Origin of the sequence: Sphingobium baderi (genome assembly GCF_001456115.1) — a bacterium.
In the GTDB taxonomy this organism is placed as follows: domain Bacteria; phylum Pseudomonadota; class Alphaproteobacteria; order Sphingomonadales; family Sphingomonadaceae; genus Sphingobium; species Sphingobium baderi_A.
Genome location: NZ_CP013264.1, coordinates 2,116,200 through 2,135,644, shown reverse-complemented (window position 1 = coordinate 2,135,644; position 19,445 = coordinate 2,116,200). Strand labels below are relative to the sequence as shown.

At 60.4% G+C, this 19,445-nt stretch carries 16 protein-coding genes and 2 pseudogenes; 11 read left to right on the top strand and 7 right to left on the bottom strand.

From position 1 onward, the window contains the following. Positions 1–240 precede the first annotated feature (240 nt). From ATN00_RS10555 to ATN00_RS23995, 3 genes are all read right to left on the bottom strand, one after another. Positions 241–447, bottom strand: a complete 207-nt coding sequence (locus tag ATN00_RS10555; protein ID WP_062064497.1) for a cold-shock protein — start codon at positions 445–447, stop codon at positions 241–243. 147 nt (positions 448–594) lie between these two features. After that, positions 595–1,107 carry a hypothetical protein gene (locus ATN00_RS10550; RefSeq protein ID WP_156415264.1) on the bottom strand — a complete coding sequence of 171 codons (513 nt, stop codon included), beginning with the start codon at positions 1,105–1,107 and terminating at the stop codon, positions 595–597. 312 nt (positions 1,108–1,419) lie between these two features. Next, the gene (locus ATN00_RS23995) at positions 1,420–1,779 is read right to left on the bottom strand and encodes a glycine zipper 2TM domain-containing protein (protein WP_231746259.1); all 360 of its coding nucleotides are present in this window, start codon (positions 1,777–1,779) and stop codon (positions 1,420–1,422) included. Between the two features lie 120 nt (positions 1,780–1,899). On the opposite strand from ATN00_RS23995, the gene ATN00_RS23990 reads away from it, so the two are divergent. After that, complete coding sequence (locus ATN00_RS23990) at positions 1,900–2,376, top strand: hypothetical protein (RefSeq protein ID WP_231746258.1); 477 nt, start codon at positions 1,900–1,902, stop codon at positions 2,374–2,376. Between the two features lie 156 nt (positions 2,377–2,532). Beyond that, entirely contained in the window at positions 2,533–3,126 is a 594-nt protein-coding gene (locus ATN00_RS10535; protein WP_231746257.1) for a DNA-methyltransferase, read from the top strand. Between the two features lie 348 nt (positions 3,127–3,474). Here the strand turns inward: ATN00_RS10535 and ATN00_RS24375 are convergent. From ATN00_RS24375 to ATN00_RS10520, 4 genes and pseudogenes are all read right to left on the bottom strand, one after another. Next, positions 3,475–3,588 (bottom strand): annotated as a pseudogene (locus ATN00_RS24375) (hypothetical protein); the annotation flags it as partial. Positions 3,589–4,376: 788 nt separating this feature from the next. Then, on the bottom strand, positions 4,377–4,637 hold the full coding sequence (locus tag ATN00_RS23685) for a type 1 glutamine amidotransferase family protein (RefSeq protein ID WP_197413580.1): 261 nt from the start codon (positions 4,635–4,637) through the stop codon (positions 4,377–4,379). Next, positions 4,631–4,933, bottom strand: coding sequence for a type 1 glutamine amidotransferase family protein (locus tag ATN00_RS23680; RefSeq protein WP_197413579.1), 303 nt, complete (start codon positions 4,931–4,933; stop codon positions 4,631–4,633). The genes ATN00_RS23685 and ATN00_RS23680 overlap by 7 nt, the downstream gene beginning before the upstream one ends. Before the next feature lie 90 nt (positions 4,934–5,023). Next, entirely contained in the window at positions 5,024–5,797 is a 774-nt protein-coding gene (locus ATN00_RS10520; protein WP_062064489.1) for an SDR family oxidoreductase, read from the bottom strand. 136 nt (positions 5,798–5,933) lie between these two features. Between ATN00_RS10520 and ATN00_RS10515 the strand changes: the two genes are divergently transcribed. From ATN00_RS10515 to ATN00_RS10485, 9 genes and pseudogenes are all read left to right on the top strand, one after another. Further along, positions 5,934–6,836 carry a LysR family transcriptional regulator gene (locus ATN00_RS10515; RefSeq protein ID WP_062064487.1) on the top strand — a complete coding sequence of 301 codons (903 nt, stop codon included), beginning with the start codon at positions 5,934–5,936 and terminating at the stop codon, positions 6,834–6,836. 359 nt (positions 6,837–7,195) lie between these two features. Then, positions 7,196–8,260 (top strand): tyrosine-type recombinase/integrase, encoded by a 1,065-nt coding sequence (locus ATN00_RS22880; RefSeq protein WP_231746255.1) that lies wholly within the window; start codon positions 7,196–7,198, stop codon positions 8,258–8,260. Beyond that, positions 8,152–9,579, top strand: coding sequence for an EAL domain-containing protein (locus tag ATN00_RS10505; protein ID WP_156415262.1), 1,428 nt, complete (start codon positions 8,152–8,154; stop codon positions 9,577–9,579). The genes ATN00_RS22880 and ATN00_RS10505 overlap by 109 nt, the downstream gene beginning before the upstream one ends. Further along, a complete protein-coding gene (locus tag ATN00_RS23415; protein WP_139181285.1) occupies positions 9,576–9,986 on the top strand; it encodes a hypothetical protein in 411 nt (136 codons plus the stop codon). Before ATN00_RS10505 ends, ATN00_RS23415 begins: the two co-directional genes overlap by 4 nt. Before the next feature lie 775 nt (positions 9,987–10,761). Then, positions 10,762–11,064, top strand: a pseudogene (locus ATN00_RS24370) (BapA/Bap/LapF family prefix-like domain-containing protein); the annotation flags it as partial. Between the two features lie 115 nt (positions 11,065–11,179). Then, positions 11,180–13,987 carry a hypothetical protein gene (locus ATN00_RS23975; protein WP_231746253.1) on the top strand — a complete coding sequence of 936 codons (2,808 nt, stop codon included), beginning with the start codon at positions 11,180–11,182 and terminating at the stop codon, positions 13,985–13,987. A gap of 47 nt (positions 13,988–14,034) precedes the next feature. Next, entirely contained in the window at positions 14,035–15,786 is a 1,752-nt protein-coding gene (locus ATN00_RS23970; RefSeq protein WP_231746252.1) for a BapA/Bap/LapF family large adhesin, read from the top strand. 148 nt (positions 15,787–15,934) lie between these two features. Then, entirely contained in the window at positions 15,935–17,230 is a 1,296-nt protein-coding gene (locus ATN00_RS10490; protein WP_062064482.1) for a TolC family protein, read from the top strand. After that, a complete protein-coding gene (locus ATN00_RS10485) occupies positions 17,227–19,443 on the top strand; it encodes a type I secretion system permease/ATPase (protein ID WP_092957170.1) in 2,217 nt (738 codons plus the stop codon). Before ATN00_RS10490 ends, ATN00_RS10485 begins: the two co-directional genes overlap by 4 nt. Positions 19,444–19,445 lie beyond the last annotated feature (2 nt).

The following is a 19,445-nucleotide window of genomic DNA, read 5'->3' as shown; positions in this document are numbered from 1 at the left end:
TGCCTGATACAGAAAAGTCAGGCCAGGCATGTGCCTGTCGCCTACCCTGCATCGGCCAAGGGCTCGGAAGGGAGCGAAAGTCGGCCGCGACAAGAAGGTCGCGGATTTCTGAAACGTCCTCCGCATCCCTGTCAGCCGTACAGACATGAACGCGGAGAACGCAATCCGGCAAAGGAGAACCCCTACCGGGCAACATGTTCGATATTATGATATCGGGGACCAAAGTCCCGAAACATGGACTCAGACGGTCTCGAGATTGACCGCGGACTGCTTGCCGCGACGGTCGGTTTCGACCTCGTAGCTCAGCCGCTGATCCTTCTGCAGCGTCGCCATGCCCGCGCGTTCCACGGCGGAGATATGGACGAAGCTGTCATTGCCGCCATCTTCGGGCGCAATGAAGCCATAGCCTTTGTCAGCATTGAAAAATTTAACGGTGCCGATGGGCATGAGATGTTTCCTTTCACGAAAACAGATTACCCGCCCGCAAATGCACGAGCGGAGCTGGTAGCGCGAGAAAGGAAGGAGAACCCAATGGGCCAAATTCCGTCGCAGGCGACGTTAGCGGCTTTTATATCGGCTCAATTCCCGAAAAAGTCAATGCCGGGCTTTTGCAGGCAGCGTGCCGTGCATCAGCCTGTCGCCAAGATCGCGGTAGAAACGGCAGATGGCAATAATGGAATCCGGGGAAAGCAGGAGCCGCTCCTCGGCATGGCCGATGTCACCGCTGGCAGGATCGGACCCTGCCGCAAGGTGGAGATCATTCCTCAACCCGGATGAATGGATCGCACCGGAACAATGATGCAAGCAGGCGGACACCCGCCCGATGGCGCGCAGGCGAAGGTCCGACAGACAGGTCACGCCGATCATCCTCTCCACTGCATATAGCTTGCGGGACGTATTGCGTTGGCGGGCGAAGGCGGAGCCATCATGGTCGGGCCCGCCATGACGAAGCGCGATCTCATCCAGAAGGATGGAAAGGAAACGATCCAGTTCCCGCAGGCGATTTCCGGACAGCCGCGTGAACGGTACGCCTTCGCGCTCCCCGATGGGTGAGCCGCCCGATGAAGCCTGCCGTTCCCAGAATGCACAGCCGGACAGCAATGTCACATGGGCATGCGTCAATGAATCCGCGACCGCCCCTGCCCTCGCCCGAGATATTCCCGACTGGCATGATTTCCCGGACTCGCTGACGATCTGCTCCCGTAAAAGATGCGAAGCGGGGGGCTAGATTTCAAGCATGCAGCCGCTTGCATGACTGGCGCATCATCACCCCGAAATCCGATATTTCCGCCATCCGTGCCACCCGGATTTGTGCCATCATCCCGCGCCAGTGGCAAGGGCGCCCCCTTCCGCCTCTTCTACTCTCTTTTCGTGGATAACGCTCCCTCCGGCACCGGCGGGAGCGTCTCCCTTAGCTTATCAGCGGCACTGGACATTGCCGCGATCGATCTCGCGGCCCAACGCTCCGCCCACGCCCGCACCAAGGACGGTGGCCAGCAATGCGGAATCGCCATCGCCCAGGAAATTGCCCAGGATGCCGCCAATGGCAACGCCTGCGATCAAGCCCGTGGTGCCATCGGAACGGCGGCAATAATAACGCCCGTTGCTGCCCCGATATATGCGCGTGTTCCGGGTGATCTTGGTCGGCTTATAATGCGTCCCTTCACGATAGAATTTATCCGCGAAATATTTCCTGTCGCCTGATCCGGGGCGGTTGTAGTCATAATTGCCGAAATTTTGCCAATTGCTTCCATTTGGCCGCGGCTTTTGCTGATGCATGTTTGGATTTGAAGGGACTGGCCGGGAAGGTGCCGGCATGGGCCGGCTTTGATGAGGCCGCTCCTGTCCGGGGCGGTTCTGATGGGAGGAATGTTGACCGGGTCTGGAGGGCTGAGGCCTGTGCTGATCCGGGCGCGCCTGTTGCGGACGGTTGCTTCCTTGCGGATGCCCCTGCCCCGGATGCTGTTGTGCGGTCGCCACGGACGGCAGAAGCATGGCGCCCAGCGCCAGTCCAATCGCAAGTTTCCTCATCTGATCCTCCATTCAAGGCGCGATGCGCGACCTCAGGCCGCGTTTAACTCCGATGTTGCTGAATGTTTCCGGAATGAAACGCTGATGATGGCCCAAGCAGGACATAGGCTCCAGCGCCATCGCGCAGATCCGCACCAAATCGGGAAAGGAATGGCTTTCAGCGCAAACGCACGGCTCCACGCCCGCGATGCGGCACAGCGCAGCAGGCAAGCCGCAAAAAGCACCGACTTCGCATCTTCTAAAGGATTTCAGGGGGATGTGGTGCGGAACGCAGTCTGGAGCGAACCTGTCTCTTCCCTGCATTTCCCTGATTTTCGGCCAAATCAAATTTCGCCAGAAAAATGACGGCTCGAGCTCGAAGAAAATGGCAGGAAACAGCCATTTCTAATGGCAAATTCCCTGGACCATATTGCAGGGAAATTCCTTGGGGGTTGCAGGGAATGAGGCGGACGGCAGCCGAAGGCTGAAAGGGGCAATTTCAGCAAAAAGCTGGTTGCCGAGATGGACAATCTTGCCGCCTACAGCGTCGATGGCTCTATCCACTATCAGTGCATGGACTGGCGGCACATGGGCGAGATGCTTGAAGCTGGCGAACGGGTCTATGACAGCCTGCGCAACCTTGTCGTCTGGAACAAGGACAATGGCGGCATGGGCACCTTCTATCGCTCAAAGCATGAGCTGATCTTCGTGTTCAGAAAGGGCAACGCAGCGCACATCAACAATTTCGAACTGGGACAGCATGGCCGCTATCGCACCAATGTCTGGGATTATGCCGGCGTCAATTCGCTCAAGGCCGACCGCGACGAAGAGCTGGCCATGCACCCGACGGTCAAGCCGGTGAAGATGGTGGCCGATGCCATGTTGGACTGCTCTCGCCATGGCGGCATCATCCTTGATGCCTTCTCGGGATCGGGGACCACGATCATCGCAGCCGAGCAGACGGGGCGGCTGGGGCGCGCGGTGGAGATGGACCCGCGCTATGTCGATGTGGCCGTGCGACGCTGGCAGAAGCTCACCGGTCAGAAGGCGATCCTGTGCGGTAGCGATCTCAGCTTTGACGAGATCGAGACGGTAGTGAACGAAGTCGACATCTGAACCTGGGACAGCGCCGGCGTGCGTCGGCGCTGTCCTCACCGAATTGTTGCAGGGTTGCCACCCTTGAGCGATGGCGAAATCACCCACCAGCTCAGAAAACCCCCTCCCGGCATATTCCAGTCCGCAATCGCGCTCGGAAATGCGGTCGCCCGAGACTGGGCACACCACGCTTCCGGATCGATCTGCGTGCATTGCAAAATATGTGATGCGCGCGCTCTGCAACTCGGCCTGAACGGCTGTTCGACAGGCATCGACGAGTTGATCAAGGGCACCCTTGGGGGCTTCGTTCACAGCCCGGATGAAGCTGAAATCGGTTTCGCTACCGTCCGTCCGGACAGCCCAGAAACCGACGTTCCTACCCCCGTTGGTGATGTTCAACCGGGTCTCGAACCGGTCGACCCCCACCCCGATCTTGCTTGGGCCATCAAGGCCGCACATGTCGTAACGCCGGAGCAGCGCCATCAGGTCGTCATGATCTGCCGGATCCGACACGGTTGCACCGACCGGATAGCGGTCGCGCAGTTCGCGGAAGAAGTCGATCGCTGCTCCACGGGACGGCCAGGACCTTCCATTACTGAGGCTTACAGGTTTTCTTGCCACTCGTGCCTTAAAGGCGGCAGCTTCCTGGAGGTAGCAGGCCGTCTTGGCTGTGGCCGGGAATATCTCGCCGACCTGTTACGCACGAGCTATCTCGCGCCATCCATCATTCAGGCCATTCTCGAAGGGCGTCAGCCCGCCAACCTTAGCCGCAAGCGACTGGTGCAGACAAACCGCATCCCGCTAGGCTGGTGCGAGCAGGAAACATTGTTCGGATTCAGCTGACAGTCGGGGCAACTCGCTTACGCAAAGCGCGGGGCCAATCGGTCCCGCTGCTCGTTCCAATCCCCCGGAAAATCTCGGGTCCACCATCCCGCCCTCCAGAGATATTGCGCCACAGAGCGCCCTATCCCCGGGCGCAAAGCGTCTCTGTTTCGGCGCGCCGCAAAGGCATGGCGATAAGTAGCGGAAAACACGCCATAAATCAGACCGCAGAGGAAGCGTCTCCGGACCGTCAGCATATGTTAGGAAGAATGGTGCCCCAATGCGGACGAAAGCGATGAATATGAATCGCCGCTTCTACTACGATAGGGCCGCATTTCTCCGCATCGATCCACCTATTGCCGCCGTTGAATACCTCAGGGCGCTATGACTTAAATTCAGGTCGCAGCCTCACTGTAAGATTTGAAAACTGCTGCATGGGTAGATGCTCGTCAAGGATGCTCTCTTGATGGACAACTCCCCGCCGACATTTCGGCGATTCGTAGCAACAATGGAGGCGGGTCCACAAAAAGCAGCGATGAGCCGTAGCAGATCAGAGTCACGATCTTGCTTTTCTCATAGAAAGCTGCGATCAACGCATGCAGCGCGGTGTCATCCTTGAAGGTGAGAAGCGGACCGCCACCACCGGCGACCCAGACCGCGTCATAATCATCCACATTCACCGCGCTGATCGGCAGCGTGTCCTTCAGCATCGCACCGAACTTGGCGTGATGGGCGAGCCAAGGCTGATGAGATCGTCGGCATGGGCGCCGTCCGGCGTGCGCGGATCGCTGTGGGTATCGAACATCACCTCGCCGCCTTGGGGAGAAGCGAGATCCACGCGTTGCCCGGCTTCCGTGAACATCAGGAAGGCCCGCACCATCTCCTCGGCGAAGAAGCCGACCGGGCAACCCTTCAACTCGGCCGTGTTCGACATGATGGAGAGGATGCGGCGCGGCTTGCGGCGCACGCCGATGCGGGTTTCGACCTTCAGGTCAGATGCGGGCATGGTGTATGAGCCTTGTGTTCAATAGGCTGCGGTTGAGTGCCCGATAAAAGCAGGGCGGCCTGCCGTGGTAGCGGACCGCCCTCTCAGCCCTTACTTGGTGGTGTAACCGCCGTTCACGAGAATGGTCTGCCCGGTCATCCACCAGCCGTCCGACACCATGAAGCGGATATAGGGTACGATATCTTCAATGTCTGTCAGGCCGGTTTTTGAGAACGCCGACAGAGCGGCGGCGGTCTTGTGATAGGCGACCGCATCTTCGCCCTCGGCCGGATAGAAGAACGGCGTGTCCATCGGACCCGGCCCGATCGCCGTCACCGAGATCCCACGTTCGCCGAACTCCTTCGAGGCGGCGCGCGTGAAATGCTCGACCGGGGCCTTGGTCCCGGCATAGCTTGCATAGAAGGGCGTATAGGCGCCGAGCAGCGAGGTGACGAGTGTCACCAGCTTGCCGTTGTCGTTCAGATGCCGGCCTGCTTCCTTGATGAAGAAGAAGGCGCTCTTGGCGTTGACCGCGCTCATCTCGTCATATTCGGCTTCGGTGATTTCAAGGATCGGCTTCTTCAGCACCCTGCCCACGGTGTTGATCGCGATATCCGGCCGTCCGATGGCGGCGACCGCATCGGCGAACAGCTTCTCGACAGCACCCGCACTGGTCAGATCGCCCTGAAGCGCGACAGCTTCGGCGCCCGCGGCCCTGACCGCTGCCACCGTCTCGTCGGCCTCTGCCTTCGATGCGGGGCTGTTAAAGTGGATGGCGATCGCCTTCGCGCCATGGGCGGCGAGATCGCGGGCAATCAATCCGCCAAGATTCTTGCCCCCGCCGGCGATGATGACGGTTTTTCCCTGAATGCTGTGATCGGTCATGAAACGGGTTCCTTTGCCGGAGTGCGACCACCGCGTCGGTCGCTGTCGTCAAAGATCATAACGCCTGCTATTGCACGATAAAGACGACCATTCTGACATCACCTGTCAGAAATTACGCACAATTGAGGACTCCTGGATGGATCGCATCGACCTGTTCCGCATTTTTACGCGCGTCGTCGAATGTTCGAACTTCACGCGCGCGGCCGATACGCTTGGCATGCCGCGTTCCTCCGTGTCGGCGGCGGTGCAGGAGCTGGAACGGCGCGTAGGCGCGCGACTGCTCCATCGGACGACGCGCAAGGTCGCGCCGACACAGGATGGCGCCGCCTTCTACGAGCGTTGCCAGAGCGTGATCGCGGAGGTCGAGAGCACGGAAAACCTGTTCCGGCATGCCGCAGCGCAGCCGTCGGGCAGGTTGCGTGTCGATGTTCCGGGACGGATCGGACGGCTGATTGTCGCCCCGGCATTGCCCGCCTTTCTCGATCTCTATCCGCAGATCGACATTGATCTGGGTGTCACCGATCGCGCAGTGAATCTGGTGGAGGACAGCGTCGATTGTGTTGTGCGTGTGGGCCCCCTCAGCGATTCCGGTCTGATCGCGCGGTCGATCGGCAAACTGCCGCTCATCAACGTCGCCAGCCCTGACTATCTGGAACGTCATGGAATGCCCCGCCTGCCGGGCGAGCTCGAAAACCACTGGGCCGTCAATTACGCTTCCCCTTCCAGCGGGCGGGTTGAGGATTGGGAGTGGGTCGAACATGGAATTCTGCGTACCATGCCCCTGCGCGGGCGCGTGACGGTGAACAGCGCGGAGGCCTATATCGCCTGCTGCCTTGCCGGTCTGGGGCTGATCCAGATTCCGGCGTATGATGTGCGGATCCACCTTGCAGCCGGCGAACTGATCGAGGTCATGCCCGGTTACCGCGCGGAGCCCATGCCGATGACGCTGCTCTATCCGCACAGGGAACATCTCACGCCTCGACTACAGGCGTTTACAGACTGGCTCGAGACGCTGTTGAAGCAACACATGCTGGTTTAATCGTCGATGCTCGCCGACAGAGCGGTCGTTGGAGGTTTCGAAGCCGCTCCCTGAAAGCTGCCGCTCAAGCGCTTCGCGTCCCGCGCGGAGACGACAGGCTTGAACCTAATGGGGGCGGGGCAATCTATGATTGGCGAGGGCTCTAGCTAAACCGGGCGATCAACCGAGAAGCGTTTACGACTGACGAACCTTTCGCCAGCAGCAAAATGATGCGTCTCCGGGCATAGTAACATCTCGCTCCGTCCTTCAGGCGGACCACCGGGCAAGCCGCCCGACGCAACGCAAAGAGTGCCTCGTTTAGGGCGATCCAGGCATTGTGTCACGGCAGGAAGGTGATTTTATCGAACAGGAGAAATTCAATGCCAAATCATGCGCGATACGCTTTAGCCAAAAGTGTATCAATCCAGCGAAATCAGGAGCTTAACGGCCATTCTGGCGCTAGGACCACCTCCACGAAAAAAACGGAGGAATGTCAGCAGATGCTCTGGACGATGTATAACCGCGAGGGTCAGAGAAAATATCTTACGCAGTCGGAGAGGGCAGCTTTCCTTGCTGCTACAAAAAGCCGGTCCGAACGGGTCAGAACCTTCTGCTGTTTTATTGCGGCCACAGGTTGCCGCATCTCCGAAGCCTTGGCGCTGACTGACAGGAACCTCGATTTCGAAGCAGGACAAGCCATCATCGAATGCCTGAAGAAGCGAGGAAAGCAGGTCTTTCGCGCCATTCCGTTGCCGGATGAGTTACTCCAGAGCCTGAAGTTGCTTGTAGGCAAAGTCCAGCGCTCGGGGGATCGTTTGTGGCCGTGGTCGCGCATGACAGGCTATCGGCGGATTCGGGAGGTCATGGAGCAGGCCGGTGTGAAAGGCGCTCAAGCCACACCAAAGGGCTTGCGCCACAGCTTCGGGATATGCGCGATCCAATCGAACGTGCCGTTGAATCTCGTGCAGCGCTGGTTGGGGCATGCCGATATCAAAACTACGTCAATATATACCAGCGCTATGGGCCCCGAAGAAAGACAGATCGCTTCGCGCATGTGGGATGAGGGCTTCTCAGATAATCGTGAGAATACAGAAAACGATGAATATGGCTACGAAAGTGATGCGGGTGTGCGAGAAAACAAAGAAGACCGGAATTTTCACTGCACCGATAAATCGGATCTCTCGGAGCTTATTTTGGCGTTATGTAGCGAATTCATACAGAACTTTTCGGTCAAAAAGTCACCTTTTCGAAAAATTAACAATCATGCCCATGCCGAAGGGCATTGCCATTTGATACACTTTTGGCTAGACCGTCGCATGTTGGTGGGTTCCGCCCATTGCGTTACGGGGGGTGTCAAATGGTTCCAGGGGGTTGGAACGATGAAGGGAGCGGGAGTGCGAATATTCACTTCCTGCATCGGCGTCCGTCGTCCTTGGCTTCCGTAGCGGTTCATTTCATTTTTCGGATCGACAACTACCCGCATCTCCTGCGGGCTTACGGGGCTGAGGTGGCGCGATCGGCACTTGCCGAACTTTACCAGATTTTTGCAGACAGTATCCGCGATGACGGCCTCGTCACGACCGAGTCTGACGGTCGGCTGGAAGTGCTCCTCTGGAACCACACTTTGCTCGGCGAACAGCCGCTTGCAAAGGCCTGCGACAATTGGATTCATTCCTTCTGCTCCGCGATCGCAATGGTGCCTCTCGATTGCTCTGGCGAACGTTTGCTACTCTCCGTATCAGGGGCGTGGGCCGGAGCCGACCTTGGCAAACATGACGAACCTGGCGCACCGGCGTCCAGCGCCCTGCACGCACTTGAGCGTATCCGTTTTCCCGGCGATGCGCCCGGCCACGGCGAAGCGTGGAAAGAGCACTATCGCGCAGATATGGAAGCGGCCGCCGAACTGTTCGGCGCGATTGAAGCTGACGAATCGACCGATGCCTCCATCTCGATAGAGGCTTCGATTCGCTTTTCGCCGGCTCGGCATGATAGCCGTGAGGTCGCCCTCGCATGGCAGCCGGTGAGCGGTGTCGGTGGGGCGGTCGGTATCCTCTACCACGAATGCCTGATCCGTCTGATCAGTTCCGATGGGAAGAGTCATCCGCCCGGTGGTCTGCCAGAAGCGCTGGAACGCCTGGGTCTCGTCCGCGCTCTCGACCATTATGTCATAAAGGCGGTCATCGCCGAGCTTGAGCAGCAGCCAGACGTTACCCTTGGCGTCAACATCTCCGCGCATAGCACGAGGTTTGATGGCTGGTGGCAGGATATTGCGCAGCGTCTGGCCCGGAACCGCCGGGTCGCGCAACGGCTGGTCATCGAAATCACCGAGACGACCCCCATCCCCAGCATTTCTGAGGCAACGACATTTGCATCCCGAATGCGTTCGCTAGGCTGCATGATCGCGATCGACGATTTCGGCACCGGATTCGCGTCAATCCGTCAACTTCTCGCCCTTAAGCCCGATATCGCGAAGATAGACCGCCTCTTCGTCGCCCGTGCAGCACGGTCTGTGCAAGATCGCACCGCCTTCATGCATCTGGTGGGGTTAGCCAATGCTCTCGTCCCGCTCGTCATCGTCGAAGGTATTGAGAATGATGACCAATGCCAGCTGGCGCTCGAAGCTGGCGCTCAATGGCAGCAGGGCTATCATCATGGTGACCCTGGTCTGACGCGGAGGTGGCGATGGGGCGCCGAGAGCACCGGTTTCAGCGGCAGCCTTAACGAACTGCTCACAAACGCCAGCGTCGTGGGCTGGTCATCATGATGACATCCGACGATCTCTCGGCGTGCCCCCGACATGATGACGGCGAGCATCTGCCGGACAGGCGGGCGCTCAAGCATGCGCTGGCAACACTTAAGATTGCGCAGCGCCTGCTCGCGGGCCGCGGTACGGATCTCGCCGGCGAACATGTGCAACTCGCCATCGACCTGATTGCCCCCCTCGCGCGGCATCAACACAGCCTTTCCCTCGCGAGCGATCAGCGATCAAACAGGGGATGCACGGCCCTTGTCCGAAGCCGAGAGCAACATGGCGATTGTCTCCAAGTCCGGACACCTCATCATGGTCATCGGGAAGCATCCGTATCTACGTTTCCGGCGTTGCGGGCGAGCAGTTCGACACTCGCTGCCACGCCTGAATCTGACACTTCAACGCGGATCCTGACGGCATGACGGAGTGGGTCAGCCAAGGAACGAAATGGAGTCAGCGCTCCGTCGCGACGGCGGATGAAGCGGACCTGCCGGCGCTCGACGACCGCAGATTCACGAAGGGTTGCCTCATCGCTGTGCCGCTGAGCCCGATCCTCTGGTGGCTGATCCTCCGGACCGCGAGTGCTATGACATGAATCGTACACACGATTCATCCTCCACAATCGACAATAGAGCCGCTGCCACCGGCGCGCGGGAGCCATCCAATGATGGCGCCTACGCGTGCTGGTCGATACCGGCTCTTCCGGCTCAGGCGCCACTTGTCAGAAATTCATCGTCCACCTGCCACCTGCCAGCGGACGAGGGACCGAGCCCGATCGTCAGGTGGGTCGTGTTCATGATCCCCGCCGTCATTCCTTTCTGGGTCGCGGTCGGATGGGCCGCGTGGCAACTCCTCAAATGAATAACTCTGATCCGATGGCCTCGGCGTTAGCGACGCTGAAATGGTTGCACGCAGGCCTCAACGCCTCGTTGAACTCTGACGTCCTTGCACTTCTTTCCGATTCCCTCGGGTCGCCCCCAGGGAAGGCGAGGCGCAATACCAAACAGCGCAAAAGCGCGTCCCCCATGGTGCTGCGTCTCGCCACCTCCATTTCATGTGCCGGAAATTCACCGGCTTGTTTGGGCAGTGAAATCCATCGGCTTCGCCCTGGTTTTACTTCCCCCTGTGCTGCGTCGAGGGAGCGCAGTCATAAAAAAATAATCCTTCACCAAATAGCATGGAGGAACATATCCAATCATGGCTACTAAAATAATAAGTAGGGCAGATCGATCTGCCACTACTTTGGACCTCAAAGAGGCTGGCAACGTCATCTCCCTTGACCAGGCGAGCGTTGTCGAGCTTCCTTATCATCCAAGGGATGTCCAGTCCTACGCAAAGGAAGGCCAGGATCTCATCCTGACTTTGCAGTCGGGCGAAACAATCCGTATCCGGAATTTCTACGTCCAGGCTTCCAATGGCGACGAGAGCGAACTCGTCCTGGAGGACGATGACGGCAATCTTTGGTGGGGCCGCCATAGTCCTGGATATAGCAACTTCCAGTTCTCCGAGATCAATTCCCTCGATGTCATCTTGGGTTCCGCCGCATCGACCGAGGCGGCCAGCGTTTTTCCAGTTGCGGGCGCATTGGCCGGTCTGGCCGCCTTGGGCGGTGTGATTGCTCTGGCCGGCGACGACGATCACCATAGCCGACCCGACAGCGATGCTGACGCTGACAGCGACGCCGATGCTGACGCCGATGCTGACGCTGATGCCGACGCCGATGCGGACGCGGACGCCGATGCTGACGCTGATGCGGATGCCGACGCCGATGCGGACGCCGACGCTGACGCCGATGCTGACGCTGACGCTGATGCCGATGCGGATGCCGACGCTGATGCCGACGCTGATGCGGATGCTGACGCAGATGCGGACGCTGACGCTGATGCCGACGCCGATGCTGACGCGGATGCGGATGCCGACGCTGATGCGGATGCCGACGCTGATGCTGATGCGGATGCGGATGCCGACGCCGATGCGGATGCCGACGCTGATGCTGATGCGGATGCGGATGCCGACGCCGATGCGGATGCCGACGCTGATGCGGATGCGGATGCGGATGCGGATGCTGACGCCGATGCGGATGCGGATGCGGATGCTGACGCCGATGCGGATGCCGATGCGGACGCGGACGCTGATGCCGACGCCGATGCCGACGCCGATGCTGACGCGGACGCCGATGCCGACGCTGACGCTGACGCTGATGCGGACGCCGATGCAGATGCGGATGCGGACGCTGACGCTGACGCCGACGCTGATGCGGATGCGGATGCTGACGCCGATGCGGATGCCGACGCCGATGCTGACGCGGACGCCGATGCTGACGCTGATGCCGACGCCGATGCCGACGCCGATGCCGACGCCGATGCTGACGCGGACGCCGACGCTGACGCTGACGCCGACGCTGATGCGGATGCGGATGCGGATGCTGACGCCGATGCGGATGCCGACGCCGATGCGGACGCGGACGCCGATGCTGATGCCGACGCCGATGCGGATGCCGACGCCGATGCGGATGCCGACGCTGATGCCGATGCCGACGCTGATGCGGATGCCGACGCTGATGCCGATGCCGACGCTGATGCCGATGCCGATGCCGACGCTGATGCGGATGCGGACGCTGACGCTGACGCTGACGCCGATGCCGACGCCGATGCGGATGCGGATGCTGACGCAGATGCGGACGCTGACGCCGACGCTGATGCGGATGCCGACGCTGATGCGGATGCGGATGCCGACGCAGATGCCGACGCGGATGCGGATGCGGATGCCGATGCCGACGCTGATGCGGATGCCGACGCCGACGCTGATGCGGATGCGGATGCGGATGCTGACGCCGATGCGGATGCCGACGCCGATGCGGACGCGGACGCCGATGCTGATGCCGACGCCGATGCGGATGCCGACGCCGATGCGGATGCCGACGCTGATGCCGATGCCGACGCTGATGCGGATGCCGACGCTGATGCCGATGCCGACGCTGATGCCGATGCCGATGCCGATGCCGATGCCGACGCTGATGCGGATGCGGACGCTGACGCTGACGCCGATGCCGACGCCGATGCGGACGCCGATGCGGACGCTGACGCTGACGCTGACGCTGATGCCGACGCCGATGCGGATGCCGACGCCGATGCCGATGCCGACGCTGATGCGGATGCGGACGCTGACGCTGACGCTGACGCCGATGCCGACGCCGATGCGGATGCTGATGCGGATGCCGACGCTGATGCCGATGCCGATGCCGACGCTGATGCTGATGCGGATGCCGACGCTGATGCCGATGCCGATGCCGACGCTGATGCGGATGCGGATGCGGATGCTGACGCAGATGCGGACGCTGACGCCGACGCTGATGCGGATGCCGACGCTGATGCGGATGCGGATGCCGACGCAGATGCCGACGCGGATGCGGATGCGGATGCCGATGCCGACGCTGATGCCGATGCGGACGCCGATGCGGATGCCGACGCTGATGCCGATGCCGACGCTGATGCGGATGCCGACGCCGACGCTGATGCGGATGCGGATGCGGATGCTGACGCCGATGCGGATGCCGACGCCGATGCGGACGCGGACGCCGATGCTGATGCCGACGCCGATGCGGATGCCGACGCTGACGCCGATGCGGACGCCGATGCGGACGCTGACGCTGATGCCGATGCGGATGCCGACGCCGATGCTGACGCGGATGCGGACGCGGATGCCGATGCGGACGCCGACGCTGACGCGGATGCGGACGCGGATGCCGACGCCGATGCGGATGCTGATGCGGATGCCGACGCTGATGCCGATGCCGATGCCGACGCTGATGCGGATGCGGATGCGGATGCTGACGCAGATGCGGACGCTGACGCCGACGCTGATGCGGATGCCGACGCTGATGCGGATGCGGATGCCGACGCAGATGCCGACGCGGATGCGGATGCGGATGCCGATGCCGACGCTGATGCCGATGCGGACGCCGATGCGGATGCCGACGCTGATGCCGATGCCGACGCTGATGCGGATGCCGACGCTGATGCCGATGCCGACGCTGATGCGGATGCCGACGCCGATGCTGACGCGGATGCGGATGCCGACGCCGATGCGGATGCTGATGCGGATGCCGACGCTGATGCGGATGCTGATGCGGATGCTGACGCCGATGCGGATGCCGACGCCGATGCGGACGCGGACGCCGACGCTGATGCGGATGCTGATGCGGATGCCGACGCCGATGCTGACGCGGACGCCGACGCTGACGCTGATGCGGATGCGGATGCTGACGCCGATGCGGACGCGGACGCCGATGCCGACGCTGACGCTGACGCTGATGCCGACGCCGATGCGGACGCCGATGCGGATGCCGACGCTGACGCTGACGCCGATGCCGACGCTGATGCCGACGCCGACGCTCAGGATGACTATGCACGTGCTGAGCTGAACATCGAACCAGCGCTGTCAGGACATGATGACAAGTCGGACACTGCTTTGATTCTTCTCGACCTTGGTGGATTGACTCAGGCGATCTTTGACAGTGCGCCGCGCGTCAGTTTCACAGTGCAGGAGAACCATTCAGCTGACGCTACATTTGAAGTGTCAACGAACGCATTGCTGGGCCTGTTCAATGGCGCGGAGGCGCTTGTCCAGGTCAAGGATGCTTCAGGCAATTGGACCAACATGACCTCTATCGGTCAGAATGGTCTTATCGACCTGGTGTATCTTGGCGGGGAAAAGGCAAGTATCACCTTTAATGATCTGCCTGCCGGCGAATATCGCATCATGGGTGCGGCCACTGGCATTACCGGGCTCACCTTGGTCAACGTCAAGGCTGCGATTGACTATTTCGATCATACCACCGTTGGTGGCTATGATGCTGAGTCCGTCAGCGGCAATGTCACCGACAATGATGCACCGGGAACGACCGTAACGGAAGTGAACGGTGTCACGGTCCCGGACGGTGGCAGTGAAACCATCCACGGCGCTTATGGTGACCTCATCATCAATTCCGATGGCAGCTACACCTACACGCCGAATGACACGAGCGGTTCGGGCATTGGTCAGGTCGACCAGTTCACCTACACCGTCCAGGATGGTTCCGGCCAAACCGGCACCGCGACGCTGTATGTGCAGATCGACAGTGATGGTCAGGGCCTGATCTGGTCGGAAGATCTGACGCAGTCGGCAACTCTCGAGATGAACGCAACTGACAATGGCGGCAACGCTGTTATCGACAGCGCTTACCTCGTGGAGTCTGGTGGTCCGAGCGGGTCCGGTACGGCTTCCGTTGCTGGCGGCTTTGGCAGTACCAGTGCTACGGTCACAAGGACCTTCACCGTTGGGGAAAATGAACAGGCAAGCATAAAATTCACTGCCAGTTCCCCCGATGTTGGTCAGGTTGCTGGCGGTATTGATACCGTCAATGATAAGCTGACCGTGACAATTGATGGGCCTGATGGTTATCATCAAGTTCTGACAGGTGCGGGTGGTGCACTCCTTGGCATTGGTGGCTTGGGTATCGATCAGATACTTAGTGACTTGGGTGCAGGCAGCTATACTGTCACTGCATCGTACACCACGCCTACACGGCCAACGTTCGGCGGCACACTGTCCCTCTCGTTCGCGGGGCAATCTGTCACCCATCTTGACGAGTTCGTCACCAACGGCACCCATCCGGCGACGGGGAATGTGCTGGCGGATGACACGCTCGGTTCCTCCTACACCAAGTTCCTGGTGGACGATGGCACCGGCACTTTCGTCAAGGTGGACAATGGTACAACGATCGAAGGCGACCATGGGACGCTGACCATTAATTCCGATGGCAGCTACTCGTACCAGCCGCATTCGGATCTCGGGGATATCAACGGGGTGGATGAATTCGCCTACCGCCTCGAACATCCGAATGGGACGGTCGAGGAGGCATCCCTGGATATCTCGATCGGCCATGGCGATGGGCCGTATGATCCGCCCGTCGCAATGCTGTTGGCGGACTCGATCGAGTTCGACGACGGCCACGCCGACGATGGTCAGTCCGACCATCCGACGCACCATGATGACGATGGTGGCAGCGACGTCGATTATCTGCTCGAAAGCAATGATGGCGATGTCGATCTGGATGCTCTGGGTGTGCCGCAAGGCCATGACACCTCGATCATTCCGGATGCCGACACGGGAAGCGACGATCCGCTCCACTATGCGGATACGGTCACGCTCCCCGAGGATGATGTCGACAGCCACATCTAGGCTCTCGGTCTTTTGACCGAAACTTTGGGAGTGCCGGGTCGACGCCCGGCACTCCTTTTCTCCCAAAAACAAGCAGTTTCAAGGACGCCTGGTGACAAGGCACAAACCCGCAATTCATTTACCGATGGTCCGCAGGATGTCGTTAATCATGAGCGCCGCCCTGGTGTCATTCCCAGGGTTCGCCGTCGTCAACGCCCAGGATACAGCGCCTCTACCGACGGGGCAGCAAACAGTTCTCACATTGGAATCGGCCGTGCGAAGCGCGGTCAAATGGTATCCTTCCATTGATCAGGCCATCGCCGCGCTGTCGGCAAGCGGTCAGGACATCAAGGAAGCCCAGGCAGGATATCGTCCGCAGATCAGCGCTGGCATCGGACCGAGCATGTCGATCACCGGCGGAACAAGCTGGCGACCACGCGCGACACTGTCAGCCTCGCAAATGCTCTACGATTTCGGCAAGGTCGGCAGTTCAGTCGAAAGGGCAAGAGCTGCGGAACGGGTCAGCCGGGCTGAACTACTGCTCGCGGTCGACAATCTCTCCCGTAACACTTCTTTCTCGGTCATCGAAGCGCAGCGCTATCGCGCGCTTCTGGCCATCGCCCGGGAACAATTGACAAGCCTCGAGGAGATCAACGGGCTGGTGCAGTTGCGCGTCCGGCGCGGCGCCAGTACTCGTTCCGATGGATCCCAGGCGGAAGCGCGCATTGAGGCGGCACGCGCGACTATATTGCAGATCACCGCCGAAGTGCAGCGCTGGGAGAGCAATCTGCGCTATCTCGTCGGCTGGGAAGGACGCCTGGACGTTGCTCCCGAAGTGCCAGACTGGCTGGAACGGACATGTCGGGTTCGTGAACCCGATTGGAACCAGCTTCCTTCGGTCATGCAATCGGTCGCCAAACGCGATGAAGCGCAGGCCGCCTATCGCGGCGCCCGCGCCGCCAGCCTCCCTACCGTGTCCATGGGCGCAGATATCGACACCAATCTGCGCGATCCATTTGCCCAACGCAACGACGTGACCGTCGGCATCACGGTTTCAAGCAGCCTTTATCAGGGCGGCGCACGTAAAGCGCGGGAGAGCGCCTCTTTTCACATGCTGGAATCGGCCGATGCGGCGCTCAAGGCCGCGCGCCTCGAGGCCGACCGGACACTGGCCGAAAACCGCGAACAGATCGACAGCCTGACCGAGCGTTTCAACACGCTCGGCAAGCGCCGGGCCGATATGGAAGAAACCGGCACGCTCTATCGACTGCAATATTTCCAGCTGGGAACCAGGACTTTGCTGGACCTGCTCAATGCCCAACAGGAATATCACCAGACACGCTTCGATGAAGTGAATGCGGTGCATGACATGCGCCGCCTCAATGTCGATTGTCTCTATTACAGCGGCGCCTTGCGCGATGCTTACGCGCTGACCGGCACCGTAGTGCGGGGGGTAACTCTATGACCGAAATGTCTGCATCCATCGCATTGCCAAAACAAGGGGACACGTCGTCGCCCTCACCGCTTGCGCGTTCAATCCCTGTCGAGAACTGGGTCTCGGCCCTACGGGTCGTGGCCGACTATTATGGCCTTTCCATGTCAACCCAGGCAGCAACGCTCTCGGGTCAATGGGATGTCAATGAGAACGAGACGGAACGGCTCCGCAATGTCGCGCGCAGGCTTGGGTTAAGAGTCCGGTTCGACGATCCTCACGGCTTCGACCTGACGGCATCCAGCTGGCGCTTGCCTCTCGTATTGGAATTGCGGGACTGCCAGATCGTCGTCGTGCGCTCGCTGGACGAACGCGGCGGCGCACATTGTGTTCTCGTCGGTGATCAGGGCCTCGAAACCACGCTTCCGATCATGGAAATGCTCGATGGCCTGCGTCGGGTTCTCATTCTGAGGCCCGCTCGCCAGGCTGCGGACGCCCGGGTCGATGCCTATATCGAACCTTTTGACAGCCAGTGGCTTCGTAAGATCGTGGTCCGGGATCTGCGACCCTATGGTCATGTGCTGTTGGGGTCGCTGATCGCCAATATTCTGACGCTGTCGGGCATTCTGTTTTCCATGCAGGTTTACGACCGGGTGGTGCCGTCCGGCTCTTTTCCGACGCTCTACATCCTGTTCAGCGGCGTGGTGCTGGCGATCGCGCTCGGGTTCCTGTTGCGGCGGGCACGCACCAGCATCATCGACAAGCTGGGCAAGCGCGCTGACATTCGCCTGTCCGATCAGGTCTTCGGCCATGCGCTCAGAGTTCGCAATCAGGCGCGGCCCACCTCGACCGGTTCCTTCATCTCCCAATTGCGCGAGCTCGAACAGGTACGCGAAATGCTGACCTCGACCACGGTCGGGGCGCTCGCGGACATTCCTTTCTTCCTCATCTTCCTTGTGATCTTCTGGTATCTCGGAGGTATTATGGTGCTGGTCCCGATCGGCGCCTTCATCCTGCTCGTCGTACCTGGGCTGTTGGCCCAGAGGAAACTGCGCACCTATGCGCGAGAGGCGATGCGGGAGTCCTCGCTGCGGAATGCCCTGCTGATCGAGACGATCCAGGGCATTGAAGATATCAAGATGCTGCAGGCCGAAGAACGCTTCCAGCGTCAATGGAATCACTATAATGCAGTGACCGGCGAGGCGCAGCTGAAGCTGCGGGAAGTGACGAATAATCTGACGACCTGGTCCGCTAAAGTGCGCGGTGGGACCTACGCATCCACCGTGTTCTTTGGCGCTCCGCTCGTGATGGCGGGCGATATCACAACGGGAACTCTGGTCGGTTTGTCCATGCTGGGCGCACGCATGATGTCTCCCATGGCACGCGTCACCTCGATCATGAGCCGCCTTCAACAAGCCCGCGTGGGCATTAACAGCCTCAACGCCATCATGAAATTGCCGGTCGACCATCCCGAACGGGAAAGTCGGATTCACAGACCCGTGATCAACGGGAATTACCAGCTCAACGATGCAGTCCTCCGCTACGGTGATGACACCTCTCCCATTGCATTCGAAGCACGCAAGCTACGTATCGCACCTGGCGAGAAAGTCGCCCTGCTCGGCCGCAACGGTGCCGGCAAGTCGACACTGATCCAGGCGCTTTCCGGTTTGTTGGAACCTTCGGCCGGGGAAGTCCTGCTCGATGACGTCGCGCTCGCCCATATCGATCCGGCGGACGTCAGGCGCAACGTGGGCATGCTGACCCAGACGGCCCGTCTGTTCCATGGCACCGTCCGAGAAAATCTCCTGCTCGGCGCGCCACAGGCTTCGGGCGACGACATTCTTGCGGCGCTGACGATGGTCGGCGCGGAGGGTTTCATCCGCCGCCTGCCCAAGGGGCTCGATCATGTCATTCTCGAAGGTGGTAATGGGCTGTCGGGCGGGCAGAAGCAGGCCCTTTTACTCGCGCGACTCATCATCCGCAATCCCTCCGTGGTCCTGCTCGATGAGCCCACGGCCGCAATGGACGAGGCGACCGAGCGTCAATTCATCGCACACTTCGGCGCATGGTGTCGCGGGCGAACCCTGGTTGTCGCAACCCATCGCACACGAGTGCTCGATCTGGTTGATCGCCTGATCGTGATCGATGGCGGAAAAGTCCTGCGGGACGGTCCGCGCGATCAGGTCCTCAAAGGTGGAGGCACCCCGCGCAAAGCTGCTCCCGCAGCGCAGACCGGGATGAACTGAAG